The sequence below is a fragment of the Pseudomonas sp. D4-21 genome, from assembly GCF_051132125.1.
GTDB lineage: Bacteria > Pseudomonadota > Gammaproteobacteria > Pseudomonadales > Pseudomonadaceae > Aquipseudomonas.
The window spans coordinates 3052364-3067652 of record NZ_CP071664.1 but is presented as its reverse complement, the minus strand read 5'-3'; the positions used below and the strand labels follow the sequence as shown (position 1 = coordinate 3067652).

Genomic DNA, 15289 nt, shown 5'->3' with positions numbered 1-15289 from the left:
AGTGGCAGCGAGATGGCGACGCCGGACGATGCGCACGTCAGTTTCAATGAATAAACGTCTGGCCGGAATCCCCTGACACCGATGCGCCGCCGGCGATCCGGGTAGTCGGGGTCGAAGGCGAACACCGTCGTGATCAGTTCATGGGCGATTGTCGGCAGCGTGGCGTCGATCGAGCGTAGATCAGCCTCTGCGCGAATCCCCACTGAAAACACATTGGTCAACTGTGCAAGCAATTGCCTGAGTCCGTTTTGAAGCGAAGACCGGAGAAACGATGGCAGCCTGCAAAATTCGCTAGCGAAGGCGCCTTCCACATCAATGTAGCTCTTGGCCTTTCTTTCCATCTGATCGGCCAGGAAGTTGGAAAGTCGCAATTTTCCATGGAAAGCGGGTTGGGTCCCCCAATGTCCGGCGGTCTTTTGATTGAGTAGCTTGTTGCTGATGAAGGCTCGTATGTCGAGGGCCTTGTCGACGAGTGCATGGACATTCACCCGGCCCTGGCGGGACATTTGCAGCGCATACCGCAGGTTGTGCGTCTGTTTGTCGATGATCGCGCCAGCCAATGAATCAGCGATAGGCATGTCTATCGGTTCGCCGCAAATATGCGGATGCTCGAAACCCAGGAGCCGGTTGCGCTCGTCCAGGTCCAGCAGGTTGTAGATCGCCTCCTTCTGCTCGGGCGTGCTGACCAGCGCTTCTTTGAATCCAAGATAATTGCCAACGACTTGAAGGCCGTCGGTGGGCGTGTAGAGGTAATGACCTTGCCCGCTGACCATCAGCGATCCAGCGAGCTCCACGAAGTTAGGTGCATATTCCCAGAGGCGCACCGTCTCGATGAACAGCACTGCCTCGTCCCGGCGCGACGGCCTGAACAGCCGAAGCAACTCGCGGCCCTGGGCCTCCGTCAGCTGGTTTTTTTCTCGTTTGATCAGAATGGCCGCCCACAGGGCGTCCTGAATGAATTGGGCCAGGAATTGGCGCCGAGATGTGTGGAAGGGGCCGCTGGTGTCCCAGAACGCGTTGACACGATCGATCAGCTTCGGGATCAGCCTTATCGCCGCACCCTTGATGATCGCTTCCCACTCCTGTCCGGAATAGGACGACGCAGGCGTGTCAGGGTGGGTCAGGTCGGCAAGATGCCCGGCTGGCCAGCCTTGATGGTGGAAATAGACCAGCACCGCCTCGCTCAGGGGAATGCTTTGGGTGACATGAATCGCCTCGGGCGCCTGGGTGTAGTCGATCCTGGACAGCGCAATGCGTACCTGCCTGGGATCGAGGCCGGGTAGCGCGTCGCCCAGTATCTGGTCCAGCAGCGTCGCGAGCGGGGGCAACTTGACCAATTCCTCCACCATGGAGAGCACGTTGTGGTGTTGGGCATGTTCGATGGTGTTGAGTTGAGTCTCGAAAACGTCCCCGTCGATGGCCTGCCAGGATTGTTCGATATCCGTCGTGCCCTTCAGTTCGCTGCGCTGGGCAATCGACAGGAGCCGAAACAGATTGTTGCGATCGCGGTTGTCCAGCAGTGTCTGGTCAATCCAGGCCCGGAGCGCTGCGGGACTGTCGAACTTGCGAACGCCGTCCCATGGCGTGTACAGGAATGCTGGATCGACGGCGGTATCGCCGCGTCTGGGCGTGGTTCGCAGGCAAAAGCAGCCAGCCAACGCAATGGCCGGCTTGCCTTCGGCGCTGAACTGGATGGTCTCGGCGATCATCGGAGGCGTCTGTGCGGCGCGTTGCGCATGGGTGGGCAGCGAAACGTTTTGCAGCCAGTCGAGGTCGGCCTGCGTCAGGCCATGGTGTGCCTCCAGCTCATCCAAGCCCTTGGTGGCCAACAGCTGGGGAAATAATAACGGCAGTGCTGCTGTGCTCATCGTCGCTTCTCGTCAGGGCAGGCCAATGCGGCGTCCCGGTGGATGAAGCGGCCAGACTAGGCCACGCTGAAAGGGCACAGGTGGTACATAGTTACCGCATGGACGATGGGCGTGTCTGCCAGGCTCGCTGGCGAACGCCCCGGCCCAAAGGGTTGCTTGCGCAAAGGTTGACAGGGCGCTCATGGGGCAGTGTTAATCAGCCCAAGTCTTGTCGTTTCAACGCTGTTGCTACCTCCTACAATCACTCAGGAGCTTCAGATGTCCGCGCTTCCCGATCACACCGGTCCTTGCACGTTATCCCTTGACGCCTTGGTTGGGCTGTTGGAGCAGATCTTCCTGCGCCACGGCACATCGGCAGAGGTCGCCCGCACCCTCGCCGAAAACTGCGCCGCAGCCGAGCGCGACGGGGCCCATAGCCATGGAGTGTTCCGCATGCCGGGTTATGTCTCCACGCTCAAAAGCGGTTGGGTCGACGGCCGAGCCGTGCCGGTGGTCGAGGATGTCGCCTCAGGTTTCGTACGGGTGGACGCCGGCAATGGCTTTGCCCAGCCCGCTCTGGCGGCCGCGCGGCCCTTGCTGGTGGAAAAGGCCCGCAGCGCCGGTATCGCGGTGCTGGCGATCCGCAACTCCCATCATTTCGCGGCGCTTTGGCCGGACGTCGAGCCGTTTGCCTATGAAGGGTTGGTGGCACTGAGCGTTGTCAACAGCATGACCTGCGTAGTGCCTCATGGCGCGGACCGCCCCCTGTTCGGCACCAACCCCATCGCTTTCGCCGCGCCACGCGCCGGTGGCGAGCCGATCGTCTTCGACCTTGCCACCAGCGCCATCGCCCACGGCGATGTGCAGATTGCCGCGCGCAAAGGCGAGCTGCTGCCGCCGGGAATGGGGGTGGATAGCCTGGGCCAGCCGACCCGCGACCCGAAGGCAATTCTCGAAGGCGGGGCGCTCTTGCCATTTGGTGGGCACAAGGGGTCGGCGTTGTCGATGATGGTCGAATTGCTGGCGGCGGCGTTAACCGGGGGCAATTTTTCCTTCGAGTTCGACTGGCGCAATCACCCCGGCGCCAAAACGCCTTGGACTGGGCAATTGTTGATCGTGATCGACCCCAGCAAGGCCGCCGGGCAAGGATTTGCCGAGCGCAGCCAGGAACTCGTCAGGCAGATGCACGGAGTGGGGCTGCGCCGTTTGCCTGGTGATCGTCGGCACCGGGAGCGCGGCAAGTCCACAGAACAGGGCATCACGCTGGATGAGCAGGCGTACGCTCAGTTGCGGGAACTGGCGGGAGCGTAGACCGAAGGCCAGTGGTTTTTTCATGGCAAGGGAGCGGTCTCCCTTGCCATGGGTCGGTGCTCAACGTCGCCCGAGCAATAACCCCACCACGAGGCCAAACCCCGCGGAAATAGCAACAGTCTGCCAAGGGTGCCCGCCAATATAGACTTGCGTTGCATCGACCATCGGCCGCGTGCGCTCCCGGGCGCTGGCAACCGCATCCAAAGCCTGTTGCAGTTTCAGGGCGATCTGGCCGCGCAGGTTTTCAGCATCCTCGCCGACCAACGACGCACTGCTCTTGAGTAATTTTTCCGACTCTTCGATCAATGCCTTCAGTTCGCTGAAGGCTTGATCCTTGATTTGCTCTCCGTTCGGTTGCGCGGCGCTTTTACGGGCCATTGAGGTGCTCCTTGAGGATGGATGGCAGTGAACAGTGGAGTGCCACGCTTCGGTAAAAGTTGCAGCGCCAGGGGTGCGTCCGTACAGCGCAGGGCCAATTCGGTGTTAAGCCGTTTCCCCGCAAGGTGTAAGATGCCGCCTATTTACGCAACAGGAAATTCCCCATGAGTTTCAATCTGGCTGACAGGCCCCTGGCCGAGCGCGCCGCGCTGGAAGACGAAAAATCCCGGCTCTTCGAGCTTTGGCAGAACAACCTGGGCAAGGCCAAGGGCGACGCCGCCCGGTTGTTCGGCGAGCGTTCCAAGCGCAAGGGCAAGTGGGCCGAATGGGTACGCGCCGAACTGGACGGCATGTCGCCTCCGGAATACGCCAACATGGTGCGCAGCGAGGTCAATCGACTGATGGCCGCCAATAAATAAAAACTTACGCAAAGGTCGCGATGATCGCCTCGCGCACCTTGTCCACCGCCAGGTCCTTCTGCCCGTGGGTCCGCGACCCCAGCTCGATGGGATAGCGCGGCAAGGCCAGCGGGCAGGGCACCAATGCCAGGCCGCTGAGCTGGGCGATGGCGCGGGCGGCATGGTCTGGGATGGTCGCCACGGCCTGGCTGTCCTTGAGCAGGAACGGCAGCGCCGCAAAATGCGTGGTCGAGGCACATACTCTTCGTCGCAGGCCCAGCGCGGCCAGCCCCTCATCGGTGATGCCGATGAAGCCGCCGGACGACACCAACAGATGCTTCCGCGCGACGAAGGCTTCTAGGGTAAGGTCCTGCTGGCCCGCTGCCAGACTGGCCGGATCCATGAGGCAAGCGTAGCCACCTTCGCCGAGGACCCTGCGACTCAGCAGCCGTTCGGTAAATCCCCCCGCTGTAATCGCCAGGTCCAGACTGCGCTCCATCAAGGCCCTGCCGACGATCTGGCTATGGGTCTGGCGAAAGATCAAGCGCAGGCCCGGCGCCCGTCGTGCCACTTCCTCTATCAGGCGGCTTCCATAGGCGATCTCGAAATCGTCGGACAAGCCGAGGATGACGGATCGACCTTCGTAGTGGCTGGCGCCAGGATCGACCATTGCCAGGCTCTGGCGGCACTTGTCCAAGGCTTCACTGATGACGGGTTTCAACTGGTTGGCGCGCAAGGTAGGGGCCAGGCCCCGACCCGTGCGCACGAACAGTTGGTCGTCATAAATGCCGCGAAGCCTGCGCAGCGCCGCACTGATGGCGGACTGGGTAACCCCTAGGCGCAACGCGGCGCGGCTTGCGCTGGATTCGTCGTGCAAGGCTTCGAAGGTTTTCAGCAGGTTAAGATCGACGTCGACGATATTCATTTGGCTCATATCTTTTAGCAGCATTTCGGGCTTTATTGATGATCGGCCGTGGCGTGAAAATCAGCAACACCTGAAACCACGGAGTTCAAGACCATGCCCAAATCCATCGTCGCTGCCCTGCAAATCGGCTCGCTACCGGGTGGCAAAGCCGAAACACTGACGCAGATCCTTTCCTATGAAGAGGCAATTCGCGACGCGGGCGCTCGTTTGGTCGTAATGCCGGAGGCGCTGCTGGGTGGTTATCCCAAGGGCGAGGGTTTTGGAACGCAATTGGGCTATCGGCTACCGGAAGGACGCGAGGCGTTCGCTCGCTACTTCGCCAACGCCATCGACGTACCTGGCGTCGAGACGGAGGCATTGGCCGGCCTGTCGGCGCGCACCGGGGCAAGCCTGGTGCTGGGTGTTATCGAGCGGGCCGGCAATACCTTGTATTGCACGGCCCTGTACTTCGAGCCCGACGCCGGCTTGGTGGCCAAGCACCGTAAGCTGATGCCCACCGGCACAGAACGGTTGATCTGGGGCAAGGGCGACGGGTCGACTCTGCCGGTGATCGACAGCCAGGTGGGTCGCGTGGGCGCGGCGGTGTGCTGGGAAAACATGATGCCGCTGCTGCGCACGGCGATGTATGCCAAAGGCGTCGACGTCTGGTGTGCCCCAACGGTGGATGAGCGGGAGATGTGGCAAGTGAGCATGCGGCATATCGCTCACGAAGGTCGTTGCTTCGTGGTCAGTGCCTGCCAGGTCCAGGCATCCCCCGAGGCGCTGGGAGTCGAAGTGGCTAACTGGCCGGCACAACGGCCATTGATCGCCGGCGGCAGCGTGATCGTGGGCCCCATGGGGGACGTGCTGGCTGGCCCGTTGAAGGGTACCGCCGGGTTGCTGACCGCTGAAATCGACACCGACGAATTGGTGCGTGCGCGCTATGACTATGATGTGGTCGGCCACTACGCCCGGCCCGACGTGTTCGAACTGGTGGTGGACGAGCGGGCCAAGCCGGGCGTGCGCTTCACTGCATGAGTCACCAGGTGGCCGAGGCGCCTGGCAAGTCAAGGGTCCCGCGGTCGACGAAGCGCATCGTGCCGAATACACCGCCGGCGAGCTTGCCCTTGAGTACATAGGGCAGGTTGTCCAGGCGCTGGGTCTGGCTCAGGCCCAGCGTCTGGCGCAGCACCGAAAAGGCCGAGATGCTCACCGGCACGCTCAATACGCCTTCGGAGAAACGCGGGATCGAGCCGCTCTGGTCACTGACCCCCGTCGCCAGGGTGTGGCCGTTGACTTCCAGGTCCAGCGCGACGCCGTTGTACTCGATAGTGGTTTCGTTGGGGTTCTGTAAGCGCAGTTTCACCGCAAAGCGCAGTTCCATGCCCTGGCTGGGTAACGGCTCGATACCGACCACATTGATGTTCAGCGGATCCCGTTGCTGGAAGAGGGCGCAGGCGCTCAGGCTGAGCACTATCAAAATGAAGGACAAGCCGCGGATTGTGCGCATGAAAGGGGCTCTCGCGTTGGGGCGGGTGGGACAGGACAATAACATTCCACTCGCCATGAGGCTCAAGTCAAAGCGGTGTCGCCTACTGACAGTTTCTGACACCAGCCTCTGCTAATCTGCTGCAACTTTCCTCGTGGGCCTATCATCGTGTCGCGAACCACTCGGCTGCTTACTTTGTTGCAAGTCTTGCGGGGCAAGCGATGCCCAGTCACGGCTGCGACATTAGCGGGCGAGTTGAAGGTCTCCGAGCGCACGCTTTATCGCGATATCGCCGAACTCACGGCCCTCGGCGCACCGATCCAGGGCGAGGCAGGCATCGGCTATGTGCTGCGCAGCGGCCTGTTCTTGCCGCCCTTGATGTTCACCGCCGATGAAATCGAGGCCATCGTGCTGGGTTTGCGTTATGTCGACCAGCGCGGCGACGAGGTGCTGGGCAAGGCAGCCGCCGATGCCCTGGCCAAGGTCGAGGCGGTGCTGGCGCCCGGTCTGCGCGATGCGCTGCACAACCCCACCGTATTACCGGGCCCGGCGGGCTACGGCTATCCGCAAAACACTGTCGAGCTGAATGTCTATCGCCAGGCCATTCGCACGCAGGCCAAGCTGCATATCGACTACGCCGATGTGAACAAGACCCCGAGCCAGCGCTTGATCTGGCCGCTGGCCCTGGGTTTTTTCAATGAGGCTCGAGTGGTGGTGGCCTGGTGCGAATTGCGTGGCGCCTATCGTACTTTTCGCACGGACCGGATTGCCTCGGCCGTCGTCCAGGGCGAGCGTTATCCAGGCAGGCGCAGTGACTGGCTGCGCGCCTGGTTTGCGCTGATGAATCTCGACGAGGCGGGGCGTTTCACTCCTGACAAAAACTGACACAGCGCTGTTTTAGCATGGCCTTGAAACGAAAAAACAAGGAGCCCTGACATGTCCAATCCCGTCTCTTCCCTGGCGCCGGCCATCGCCGGCTACATTGCCGCCGCCAACGCCCGCGACAGCTCGGCGGTGACGCGTTTCTTTGCCGAAGACGCCAATGTGTTCGATGAAGGCAACCATCGGGTCGGCACCCGGGCCATCGCTCAATGGATGGAAGACACCGCGCGGCGCTACCAGCCACGGGTGGAAGTGCTCAACGTGCAGCAGCGTACCGGAAAGGTGCTGGTCCACAACCTGATCTCCGGGACCTTCCCTGGCAGCCCGCTCGAGTTGCGCTATACCTTCCGACTCGATGAGCAGGGGAAGATCAGCCGGTTGGATATTTCTGTCTAGAGGGTGGGGTTTGGGTAAACCCGATTGAGGAGAAACGCACGGGATCGCCCCGCATGGCATACTCCCCACCTTTGCCTTCCGGACCCGGGCCGTATGACTTTCGACTCACCCTTGAGCGCTTGGCAACACGCTATCGAACACCATGGTTTTGTCCAGGATGAAGCCCAGGAGTTGGCCATCATGGCCCTTGAGCAATGCCACAAGGCATTGCATGAGGGCCGCAAGTCGATCAAGGGCGTCTATCTGTGGGGGCCGGTCGGGCGCGGCAAGACGTGGCTCATGGACCGCTTCTATGAAAGCCTCAAGGTTCCGGCCCGTCGGCAACACTTCCACCATTTCATGGCCTGGGTGCATCAGCGCTCGTTCCAGCTCACCGGCACACCGGACCCGTTGCAGGCGCTTGCGCGGGAGTTGAGCCGAGAAGTGCGCGTGCTGTGCTTCGACGAGCTGTTCGTCACGGACATCGGCGATGCGATCATTCTTGGCCGCCTGTTCCAGGTCATGTTCGAATTGGGCATGGTTGTGGTCAGCACCTCCAACCTGCCGCCGGATGAACTTTATGCCAGCGGCCATAACCGGGAGCGATTCCTGCCGACCATTGCGTCCATCAAACGCTACATGCAAGTAGTTCCGGTCAACGGCTGGCAAGACCACCGCCAGCACCCGGGGGCGCTGCAGCAGCGCTACTGGGTGCGTGACCCGGCCCAGGCGGACCCTTTGGCGGAGGTCTTCGACCGGTTGAGCAAGGGGCAGGCACCTGTCAGTCAGCCGATCGAAGTCGGCCATCGCCAGGTCATGGCGCTCAAGGCTTGTGACAAGGTGCTCTGGAGCCGCTATCCGGATATCTGCGAACAACCGTTCTCGGCCGTCGACTTCATGGCGCTGTGCGACCGTTTCAGCGCCATCCTTCTCAGCGATGTCCCGTGCCTGAGCGCCGAACAGCGTGAAGGGCGTATCGCCCGTGGCACCGAGGACGGGGTGGAGCGGGTCGAGGCCGGCGACCGCGAGTTGCCGCAGCTGTCGATACACGACGATGGCGTCCGTCGGTTCATCGCCCTGGTCGATGAGTGTTATGACCGAAAGGTGCCGTTGTATCTGTCGGCCCAGGTTCCGATGGACCAGTTGTACACGGAGGGCTATCTGCAATTCCCGTTTCGCCGTACTCTCAGTCGCCTCCAGGAAATGCAATTGCAACGTTTCGGTCAGCTCGCCTGACCGGATCCCGCCGCGGCCAAGCCGCCGGCCATACCGAAAACGAGATGGAAGATCATGGAAGAAGCCAAGGAAATCCTTGTATTGCAAGCCAGCTACAGCAATCCGATCCATGCCGAAGCGATTTGCCACGTGCTCAACGGCTATGCCGAGGATCCGATGGGTGGCGGCCATTCGCTACCGGCCGAAGTGCTTGCGCATTTGCCCCAGGAGCTGGCCAAGCGCGCGCATGCCTTCAGTGTGCTGGCGTTCGTAAATGGTGAACCGGCAGGGTTGATCAATTGCTTCGAGGGTTTCTCGACGTTTGCCTGCCGACCGTTGGTGAACGTCCACGACGTTGCGGTGATGCCAGCGTTTCGCGGGCTGGGCTTGAGCCAGAAGATGTTGCAGAAAGTCGAAGATATTGCCCGCCAGCGTGGGTGCTGCAAGATCACCCTGGAAGTGCTGGAAGGCAACGCCGTGGCCCAGGCCAGTTATGCCAAGTTCGGTTTTGCCGCCGGCATGTTCGACCCGGCCCATGGCCGTATGTTGTTCTGGATCAAACCCCTGTAGCAACGGGACTTTTCGGCTACTTCAAAACGACCTGGCCCGCCGGCCCCTTGGGTTTCATGAGGCTGAAATCGATCCGCGCCTTATGCTGGCTTTGATAGGGGTTGCCGATCAGCAATGGGCGCGCCGTGAACGAATTGCTGACCAGGCTTTTGCTCCGGTCCAGCTCATCGAAGTTCAAGCCCGCCAAGTCCGCCCAGGTGTGGATCAGGTGTGAGCTGCTGTAAGGACGTGACAGGTCGCCGGTGAAGTTCCAGTCATGGGTTTCGCGCCATTTGGGCGAGGCCCAGGCCATGAACGGAATGGTGTACATCGGCGCGGTCGGCTTGCCTTCGTTGCGGCCCAGGGTGTCATGCCCTGGCGAATCGAAGACGTCCTCGCCATGGTCCGACAGGTACAACAGGAAACCGTTGGGGTCGGTGCGGGCGTAGTCCTTGATCAGGCTGGAGACGACGAAGTCGTTGTACAGCACCGCGTTGTCGTAGCTGTTGTAGGTCGGCACCTGGTCGTCACGTACGCCGGCGGGTACGCCCTGGCGATCGGTGAATTTATTGAAGGTCGGCGGATAGCGGTATTGATAACTCATGTGTGTGCCGAGCAGGTGAACCACGATCAGCTTGCGTGGCGCGGTGTCCGCCAGGGCTTTGTTGAACGGCTCGATCACGTCGCCATCGTATTGCGCGGCATTCTGGTTGCGGTTGTTGTTCAGGTAGACCTGCTCATCGGCCTGTTGGGAGAAGGTTGTGAGCATGGTGTTGCGCTTGGTCATCGTCTGCTGGTTGGTGATCCAGAACGTCTTGTAGCCGGCCTGTTTCATCATGCTCACCAGTGACGGTGTGCTGAGGTAGAGGTCGGGACTTTCCTCGTCGGCGAAGGTCAGCACCTGCTGCAAGGCTTCGATGGTGTAGGGCCGCGGGGTGATGACATTGTCAAATACCGCGAGTTGATCCTTGAGCTTGTCCAGCTCCGGCGTCGTTTCCCTCGGATAGCCATACAGGCTCATGCGCTGGCGATTGGTGGATTCGCCGATCACCAGCACCAGGGTCGCGGGCTGGTTGGCCGCGCTGTCTTTGAGGTTGCGCAGGGGCGCGATCTTGCTGGTGCTGTGAAGCATGCCTTGCATGTTTTCCAGCTGTTCACCGTAGCGACGATAAGCCACCAGCATCTGCCAGGGCACGGCCGGCTCGATGCGATCCTCGAATTTCTCCAGACCGCCGGCAAGCGTGCCAGTACGCAGGGTCTGCTTGACCAACGGGTAACCGACGACGGCAACGACGATCAGGCCGGCGGCGATCATCGCCTGGCCCCGGGGCAAATAGACCGGGCGCAGGCGTGTCCAGAGGAAATAGCCAACCAGGGTGTGTGCAAGGAACGCCGGCACCATCCACCAAGCGAAATACTGGGTCATGTATTCGCCGGCTTCGTTCACGTTCGACTCGAACATGATGAAGATGACGCTTTGGGAAAATTCCTGCTGGTAAATAAAGAAATAGCCCAGGCTGGCCATCGAGCATGCCCACAGCACCACGCCGATCGCCGCGGCGAGCAGGCGCGTGCGAGCCGGAAACAGCAGCAGCGGCGCCAGCCAGAACGCACTCATGACGAAGGCTTGGCGAAACCCGGTGAAACCTGAGGTATCGCTTGCCAGGATAAGCAATTGGGTAATGCCGGAAAAATACCAGAAGAACAGAAAAAGCCAGCCGAACCCGGCCCAATCGAAACTTTTCGCAGTCGTTTTGCTGCGTTTGAACACACTCATCAAGCGCTCCAGCTTTTGCCGACGGGGTCCACTGGCACCGATCTGGCGCCGGCAGTATGCGTCGTAACTATTTGTCAGCGCAGGAGTATTGCGAGGGTGGTGTGAAAACTTCGTGAGTTTTTTGCAGGCGAATCATGGCGTCCGGTTCCGCTGGTTTGGCGGGAACGGCTTTGTGGCGATGGAGCAAGCTCGATCGCCACAAAGGGTAATTGGGAGTGTTTGTCAGTGTGACACCGGCTCGCCCGGTGCCACGTGCCGCCTGGGCCAGAATCAGCGAGCCAAAGCCTGGCTCTGGTAAGGAAGCTGTGCGTGTTGCAACTGCAAGCGCAACTGCGTCACTTCATCAAGCAGCAAATCACGCTCTTCTTTCAGCAGGCGTAGTTCGTCGCGACGAATGGTCACGTAAAGGGTCTGAGGAGGACGTGCGGTAACGACAGGGCCCATTGCTCACCTCGCAAATGGCTACATCAACTAGAGAGATGTCGTCAGTTTCTTGGCGACAATTCTTTATCGGCACCAATTCTGAATACTTTTGCCCGTTGATGGAACTTTTTTATTTTTCATGGTCGACGTGTCTTCGGCGGGTTATTGAACGTTATCCTTTGTGATCGGGCGATTTACCCGGAAACTATGCGGCAATGCTCTGGACTAACCTCCACAAGTCACCTTGAGCTAAACCTTTGACACACCTTAATTTGTAGTAGGGAGCATCAGCACATGCAACTCGGGATCATCGGACTGGGCCGCATGGGCGGCAATATTGCACGGCGCCTGATGCTCAATGGGCACACCACCGTTGTTTATGACCGCAATGCCGCTTTCGTCGAAAACCTGAGCCAGGAAGGCGCGACGGGGGTCGCGGACCTGTCGGCGCTGGTCGCCGGGCTGCAAAAGCCTCGGGCGGTCTGGGTCATGCTGCCGGCCGGCGCACCCACCGAGGACACCATCAACGTGCTCAGCGAACTGCTGGAGCCGGGCGACGTGGTCATCGATGGCGGTAACACGTATTACAAGGACGACATCCGCCGCGCCCAGACGCTGTCGGAAAAAGGCTTGAACTACATTGATGTCGGCACCTCCGGTGGCGTCTGGGGGCTCGAGCGCGGTTACTGCATGATGATCGGTGGCGACGCCGACGTCGTTCGTCGCCTGGACCCGCTGTTTGAAAGCCTCGCGCCAGGCATGGGCGATATTCCACGCACCCGTGACCGCAAGTCCGACGACGATCGCGCCGAACGAGGCTATATCCATGCGGGCCCGGCCGGATCTGGGCACTTCGTCAAGATGATCCACAACGGCATCGAATACGGAATGATGCAAGCGTTCGCCGAGGGCTTCGACATCCTCAAGACAAAATCCAGCGAAAGCCTGCCGCCTGAACAGCGCTTCGACCTGAACCTGGCCGACATCGCCGAAGTCTGGCGTCGTGGCAGCGTGGTGTCGTCCTGGCTGTTGGACCTGACCGCCGATGCATTGGCCAGCGATCCGAAGCTGGATGGCTTTTCCGGCGAAGTGGCCGACAGTGGGGAAGGGCGCTGGACCATCGAGGCCGCCATCGAGCAAGCGGTGCCGGTGCCGGTACTGTCCAGTTCGCTGTTTGCCCGTTTCCGCTCCCGTCAGCAGGCGACCTATGGCGACAAGATGCTCTCGGCCATGCGCTTTGGCTTCGGCGGCCATGTGGAGACTACGAAAAAATGACCTCGATCGGCAGGAAGTCCAAGGCTCAACCTGCGCCACCGACCACGCTGTTCCTGTTCGGTGCCCATGGAGACCTGGTCAAGCGCTTGCTCATGCCGGCGCTTTACCACCTCAGCCGTGACGGGCTGTTGGGGGATGGCCTGCAGATCGTTGGTGTTGACCACAATGCCATCAGCGATGTGGATTTTGCAAAAAAGCTCGAAGATTTCATTCGTAGCGAAGCGGCGAGCAAGGGCGGCGATCCCGACCGCGCGCTCGATCCGACGCTGTGGGCCAGGCTGGCCCAAGGCATCAGTTACGTCCAAGGTGACTTCCTCGATGACAGCACCTACGAAGCGCTGGCGGCGAAAATCGCCGCCAGCGGCACTGGCAATGCGGTTTTCTATCTGGCGACCGCGCCACGTTTTTTCAGTGAAGTGGTCCGCCGCCTTGGCGCGGCCGGGCTGCTTCAAGAGCAGGATGACGCCTTCCGGCGCGTGGTGATCGAGAAGCCGTTCGGCTCCGACCTGCACACCGCCGAGGCGCTCAATGCCTGCCTGCTAAAGGTCATGGGCGAAAAGCAGATCTATCGGATCGACCATTACCTGGGCAAGGAGACGGTACAGAACATTCTGGTCAGCCGTTTCTCCAACAGCTTGTTCGAGGCGTTCTGGAACAACCACTACATCGACCACGTGCAGATCACCGCCGCCGAAACCGTTGGCGTCGAAACCCGTGGCAGTTTTTATGAGCACACCGGCGCCCTGCGGGACATGGTGCCCAACCACTTGTTCCAATTGCTGGCGATGGTCGCCATGGAACCGCCGGCCGCTTTCGGTGCCGACGCGGTGCGCGGCGAGAAGGCCAAGGTGGTGGGGGCGATCCGCCCCTGGTCGGTGGAACAGGCGCGCGCCAATTCGGTACGTGGCCAATACACGGCCGGGGAAGTAGGCGGCAACGCAGTGAAGGGTTACCGCGAGGAAACCAACGTCGCGCCCGACAGCAGCACCGAAACCTACGTCGCCCTGAAAGTCATGATCGATAACTGGCGGTGGGTCGGCGTGCCGTTCTACCTGCGCACCGGCAAGCGCATGAGCGTGCGCGACACGGAAATCGTTATCTGCTTCAAACCGGCGCCTTACGCTCAGTTCCGTGACACTGAAGTCGACGAATTGCAACCTACCTACTTGAGAATCCAGATCCAGCCTAACGAAGGCATGTGGTTCGACCTGTTGGCCAAGCGGCCCGGGCCGGCCCTCGAAATGGCGAATATCGAACTGGGTTTTGCCTACAAGGATTTCTTCGAAATGCAGCCGTCCACGGGTTACGAAACCCTGATCTACGATTGCCTGACAGGCGACCAGACGTTGTTCCAGCGCGCCGACAACATCGAAAACGGCTGGCGCGCGGTGCAGCCGTTCCTCGACGCGTGGCGAGAAGACGCAACGGTGCAGCCGTACAAGGCCGGGGAGGACGGCCCGGCGGCCGCTGATGATCTGCTGACTCGCGACGGTCGCGTCTGGCATGGCCTCGGATGAGTAATCAGCTGAAACGCCCCATCCGCTTCCTGCTTAGTGATATGGACGGCACCTTACTGCTGCCTGATCACAGCCTCAGCCAGCGCACCATCGCCGCCGTCCGCTCGTTGCGCGAGGCCGGCGTGTTGTTCAGCCTCGCCACCGGACGGCCGCCACGGGCAATGTTGCAGCAGATCGAGGCGCTGGGCGTCGACCTGCCGACAGCAGCGTTCAACGGCGGTACGCTGGTGCATCCGGACGGCACCTTCCTGGCCGTGCATTACCTGCCGCCCGAGGCGGCGCTGGCCACCCTGGCCTTGTACGCCGATCAGCCCGGCATCGAGGTCTGGGTGTTTGCCGACGGCGATTGGCTGGTGCGCGACGCCAATGGGCCCATGGTGCCGGTGGAAACCCGTGGCCTGGGTTATCCGCCTGTCGAAGTGGACAGTTTCGAACCCTATCTGGAGCGCATTGACAAGATCGTTGCGACAAGCGCCAACACAGACTTGCTGGTGGAGCTGGAGGCGCGCTTGCACCCACTGCTCAATGGCCAGGCCCAGGTATCGCGTTCGCAACCGATCTATCTGGACGTGACCGCGATGAAGGCGAACAAGGGGGAGGCGCTGTCGACCCTGGCCGAGTTCCTCGGCGTGCCGCTGGAGCAGACCGCCGCGATGGGGGACGGTGGCAACGACCCGGCGATGTTCCACCGCGCGGGGCTTTCAATTGCGATGGGGCAGGCCGAAGAGGCGATCAAGCGCCAGGCTGACGTGGTCACCGCAGCCAACACCGAGGACGGTGCGGCGTTAGCGATCGAGCGGTACATCCTGCCGCGGTGACTTCCCTTCCATCCCGGATGATTGGGCGGGCTCTTTCTTATGGTGGTCATGCTTGCCAGCCGCCGTTTTTTCCCGAGCCTGAAATTTGTTTCCATCAAGTTGTAAGACAACTGCCCCGCTGGCTTGAGTAT

General features: G+C 61.0%; 15 protein-coding genes. 10 read left to right on the top strand and 5 right to left on the bottom strand.

All coding sequences use genetic code 11. The features are described from left to right. The first annotated feature begins 2126 nt into the window (after window positions 1-2126). On the top strand, window positions 2127-3158 hold the full coding sequence (locus tag J3Q04_RS13670) for an Ldh family oxidoreductase (RefSeq protein WP_420766821.1): 1032 nt from the start codon (window positions 2127-2129) through the stop codon (window positions 3156-3158). A gap of 60 nt (window positions 3159-3218) precedes the next feature. On the opposite strand, the gene J3Q04_RS13665 is transcribed toward J3Q04_RS13670, so the two are convergent. Next, entirely contained in the window at window positions 3219-3536 is a 318-nt protein-coding gene (locus J3Q04_RS13665; protein WP_420766822.1) for a DUF883 family protein, read from the bottom strand. 164 nt (window positions 3537-3700) lie between these two features. Here J3Q04_RS13665 and J3Q04_RS13660 point away from each other — a divergent pair, with 164 nt between their 5' ends. Continuing rightward, window positions 3701-3955 carry a hypothetical protein gene (locus tag J3Q04_RS13660; RefSeq protein WP_039591001.1) on the top strand — a complete coding sequence of 85 codons (255 nt, stop codon included), beginning with the start codon at window positions 3701-3703 and terminating at the stop codon, window positions 3953-3955. 4 nt (window positions 3956-3959) lie between these two features. Here the strand turns inward: J3Q04_RS13660 and J3Q04_RS13655 are convergent, their stop codons facing one another. Continuing rightward, window positions 3960-4868, bottom strand: coding sequence for a LysR substrate-binding domain-containing protein (locus J3Q04_RS13655; RefSeq protein WP_434611246.1), 909 nt, complete (start codon window positions 4866-4868; stop codon window positions 3960-3962). Between the two features lie 84 nt (window positions 4869-4952). Here J3Q04_RS13655 and J3Q04_RS13650 point away from each other — a divergent pair, with 84 nt between their 5' ends. Next, window positions 4953-5876, top strand: a complete 924-nt coding sequence (locus tag J3Q04_RS13650; RefSeq protein WP_420766824.1) for a carbon-nitrogen hydrolase family protein — start codon at window positions 4953-4955, stop codon at window positions 5874-5876. 1 nt (window position 5877) lies between these two features. Here the strand turns inward: J3Q04_RS13650 and J3Q04_RS13645 are convergent, their stop codons facing one another. Continuing rightward, complete coding sequence (locus J3Q04_RS13645; protein ID WP_434563890.1) at window positions 5878-6348, bottom strand: LEA type 2 family protein; 471 nt, start codon at window positions 6346-6348, stop codon at window positions 5878-5880. 147 nt (window positions 6349-6495) lie between these two features. On the opposite strand from J3Q04_RS13645, the gene J3Q04_RS13640 reads away from it, so the two are divergent. The 4 genes from J3Q04_RS13640 to J3Q04_RS13625 all read left to right on the top strand — a co-directional run bounded on the left by J3Q04_RS13640 (window position 6496) and on the right by J3Q04_RS13625 (window position 9369). Further along, window positions 6496-7212 carry a helix-turn-helix transcriptional regulator gene (locus J3Q04_RS13640; protein WP_434611249.1) on the top strand — a complete coding sequence of 239 codons (717 nt, stop codon included), beginning with the start codon at window positions 6496-6498 and terminating at the stop codon, window positions 7210-7212. 51 nt (window positions 7213-7263) lie between these two features. Then, window positions 7264-7605, top strand: a complete 342-nt coding sequence (locus J3Q04_RS13635; protein WP_434611252.1) for a nuclear transport factor 2 family protein — start codon at window positions 7264-7266, stop codon at window positions 7603-7605. 93 nt (window positions 7606-7698) lie between these two features. After that, window positions 7699-8820: a cell division protein ZapE gene (gene zapE / locus J3Q04_RS13630; RefSeq protein ID WP_434611255.1), complete on the top strand. Its 1122-nt coding sequence runs from the start codon at window positions 7699-7701 to the stop codon at window positions 8818-8820. A 54-nt stretch (window positions 8821-8874) separates the two neighbouring features. Further along, window positions 8875-9369: a GNAT family N-acetyltransferase gene (locus J3Q04_RS13625; protein ID WP_420766829.1), complete on the top strand. Its 495-nt coding sequence runs from the start codon at window positions 8875-8877 to the stop codon at window positions 9367-9369. A 16-nt stretch (window positions 9370-9385) separates the two neighbouring features. Here the strand turns inward: J3Q04_RS13625 and J3Q04_RS13620 are convergent, their stop codons facing one another. After that, on the bottom strand, window positions 9386-11125 hold the full coding sequence (locus J3Q04_RS13620) for a phosphoethanolamine transferase CptA (RefSeq protein ID WP_434611258.1): 1740 nt from the start codon (window positions 11123-11125) through the stop codon (window positions 9386-9388). A gap of 270 nt (window positions 11126-11395) precedes the next feature. Continuing rightward, window positions 11396-11569 (bottom strand): DUF6026 family protein, encoded by a 174-nt coding sequence (locus J3Q04_RS13615; protein WP_196304772.1) that lies wholly within the window; start codon window positions 11567-11569, stop codon window positions 11396-11398. Window positions 11570-11842: 273 nt separating this feature from the next. Here J3Q04_RS13615 and gnd point away from each other — a divergent pair, with 273 nt between their 5' ends. The 3 genes from gnd to J3Q04_RS13600 are packed head-to-tail and all read left to right on the top strand — an operon-like array spanning window position 11843 to window position 15158. Then, window positions 11843-12823, top strand: a complete 981-nt coding sequence (gene gnd, locus J3Q04_RS13610) for a phosphogluconate dehydrogenase (NAD(+)-dependent, decarboxylating) (protein ID WP_434628506.1) — start codon at window positions 11843-11845, stop codon at window positions 12821-12823. Then, entirely contained in the window at window positions 12820-14340 is a 1521-nt protein-coding gene (gene zwf / locus J3Q04_RS13605) for a glucose-6-phosphate dehydrogenase (protein ID WP_434611260.1), read from the top strand. The genes gnd and zwf overlap by 4 nt, the downstream gene beginning before the upstream one ends. Beyond that, window positions 14337-15158: an HAD family hydrolase gene (locus J3Q04_RS13600; protein WP_434611262.1), complete on the top strand. Its 822-nt coding sequence runs from the start codon at window positions 14337-14339 to the stop codon at window positions 15156-15158. The genes zwf and J3Q04_RS13600 overlap by 4 nt, the downstream gene beginning before the upstream one ends. Window positions 15159-15289 lie beyond the last annotated feature (131 nt).

What these genes read in the sequence shown, in the direction of transcription:
- J3Q04_RS13625 (WP_420766829.1), top strand. Translation starts at nt 8,875, where the DNA reads ATGGAAGAAGCCAAGGAAATCCTTGTATTGCAAGCCAGCTACAGCAAT.
- zapE (WP_434611255.1), top strand. Translation starts at nt 7,699, where the DNA reads ATGACTTTCGACTCACCCTTGAGCGCTTGGCAACACGCTATCGAACAC.
- zwf (WP_434611260.1), top strand. Translation starts at nt 12,820, where the DNA reads ATGACCTCGATCGGCAGGAAGTCCAAGGCTCAACCTGCGCCACCGACC.
- gnd (WP_434628506.1), top strand. Translation starts at nt 11,843, where the DNA reads ATGCAACTCGGGATCATCGGACTGGGCCGCATGGGCGGCAATATTGCA.
- J3Q04_RS13635 (WP_434611252.1), top strand. Translation starts at nt 7,264, where the DNA reads ATGTCCAATCCCGTCTCTTCCCTGGCGCCGGCCATCGCCGGCTACATT.
- J3Q04_RS13660 (WP_039591001.1), top strand. Translation starts at nt 3,701, where the DNA reads ATGAGTTTCAATCTGGCTGACAGGCCCCTGGCCGAGCGCGCCGCGCTG.
- J3Q04_RS13650 (WP_420766824.1), top strand. Translation starts at nt 4,953, where the DNA reads ATGCCCAAATCCATCGTCGCTGCCCTGCAAATCGGCTCGCTACCGGGT.
- J3Q04_RS13645 (WP_434563890.1), bottom strand. Translation starts at nt 6,348, where the DNA reads ATGCGCACAATCCGCGGCTTGTCCTTCATTTTGATAGTGCTCAGCCTG.
- J3Q04_RS13655 (WP_434611246.1), bottom strand. Translation starts at nt 4,868, where the DNA reads ATGAGCCAAATGAATATCGTCGACGTCGATCTTAACCTGCTGAAAACC.
- J3Q04_RS13670 (WP_420766821.1), top strand. Translation starts at nt 2,127, where the DNA reads ATGTCCGCGCTTCCCGATCACACCGGTCCTTGCACGTTATCCCTTGAC.
- J3Q04_RS13620 (WP_434611258.1), bottom strand. Translation starts at nt 11,125, where the DNA reads ATGAGTGTGTTCAAACGCAGCAAAACGACTGCGAAAAGTTTCGATTGG.
- J3Q04_RS13615 (WP_196304772.1), bottom strand. Translation starts at nt 11,569, where the DNA reads ATGGGCCCTGTCGTTACCGCACGTCCTCCTCAGACCCTTTACGTGACC.
- J3Q04_RS13600 (WP_434611262.1), top strand. Translation starts at nt 14,337, where the DNA reads ATGAGTAATCAGCTGAAACGCCCCATCCGCTTCCTGCTTAGTGATATG.
- J3Q04_RS13665 (WP_420766822.1), bottom strand. Translation starts at nt 3,536, where the DNA reads ATGGCCCGTAAAAGCGCCGCGCAACCGAACGGAGAGCAAATCAAGGAT.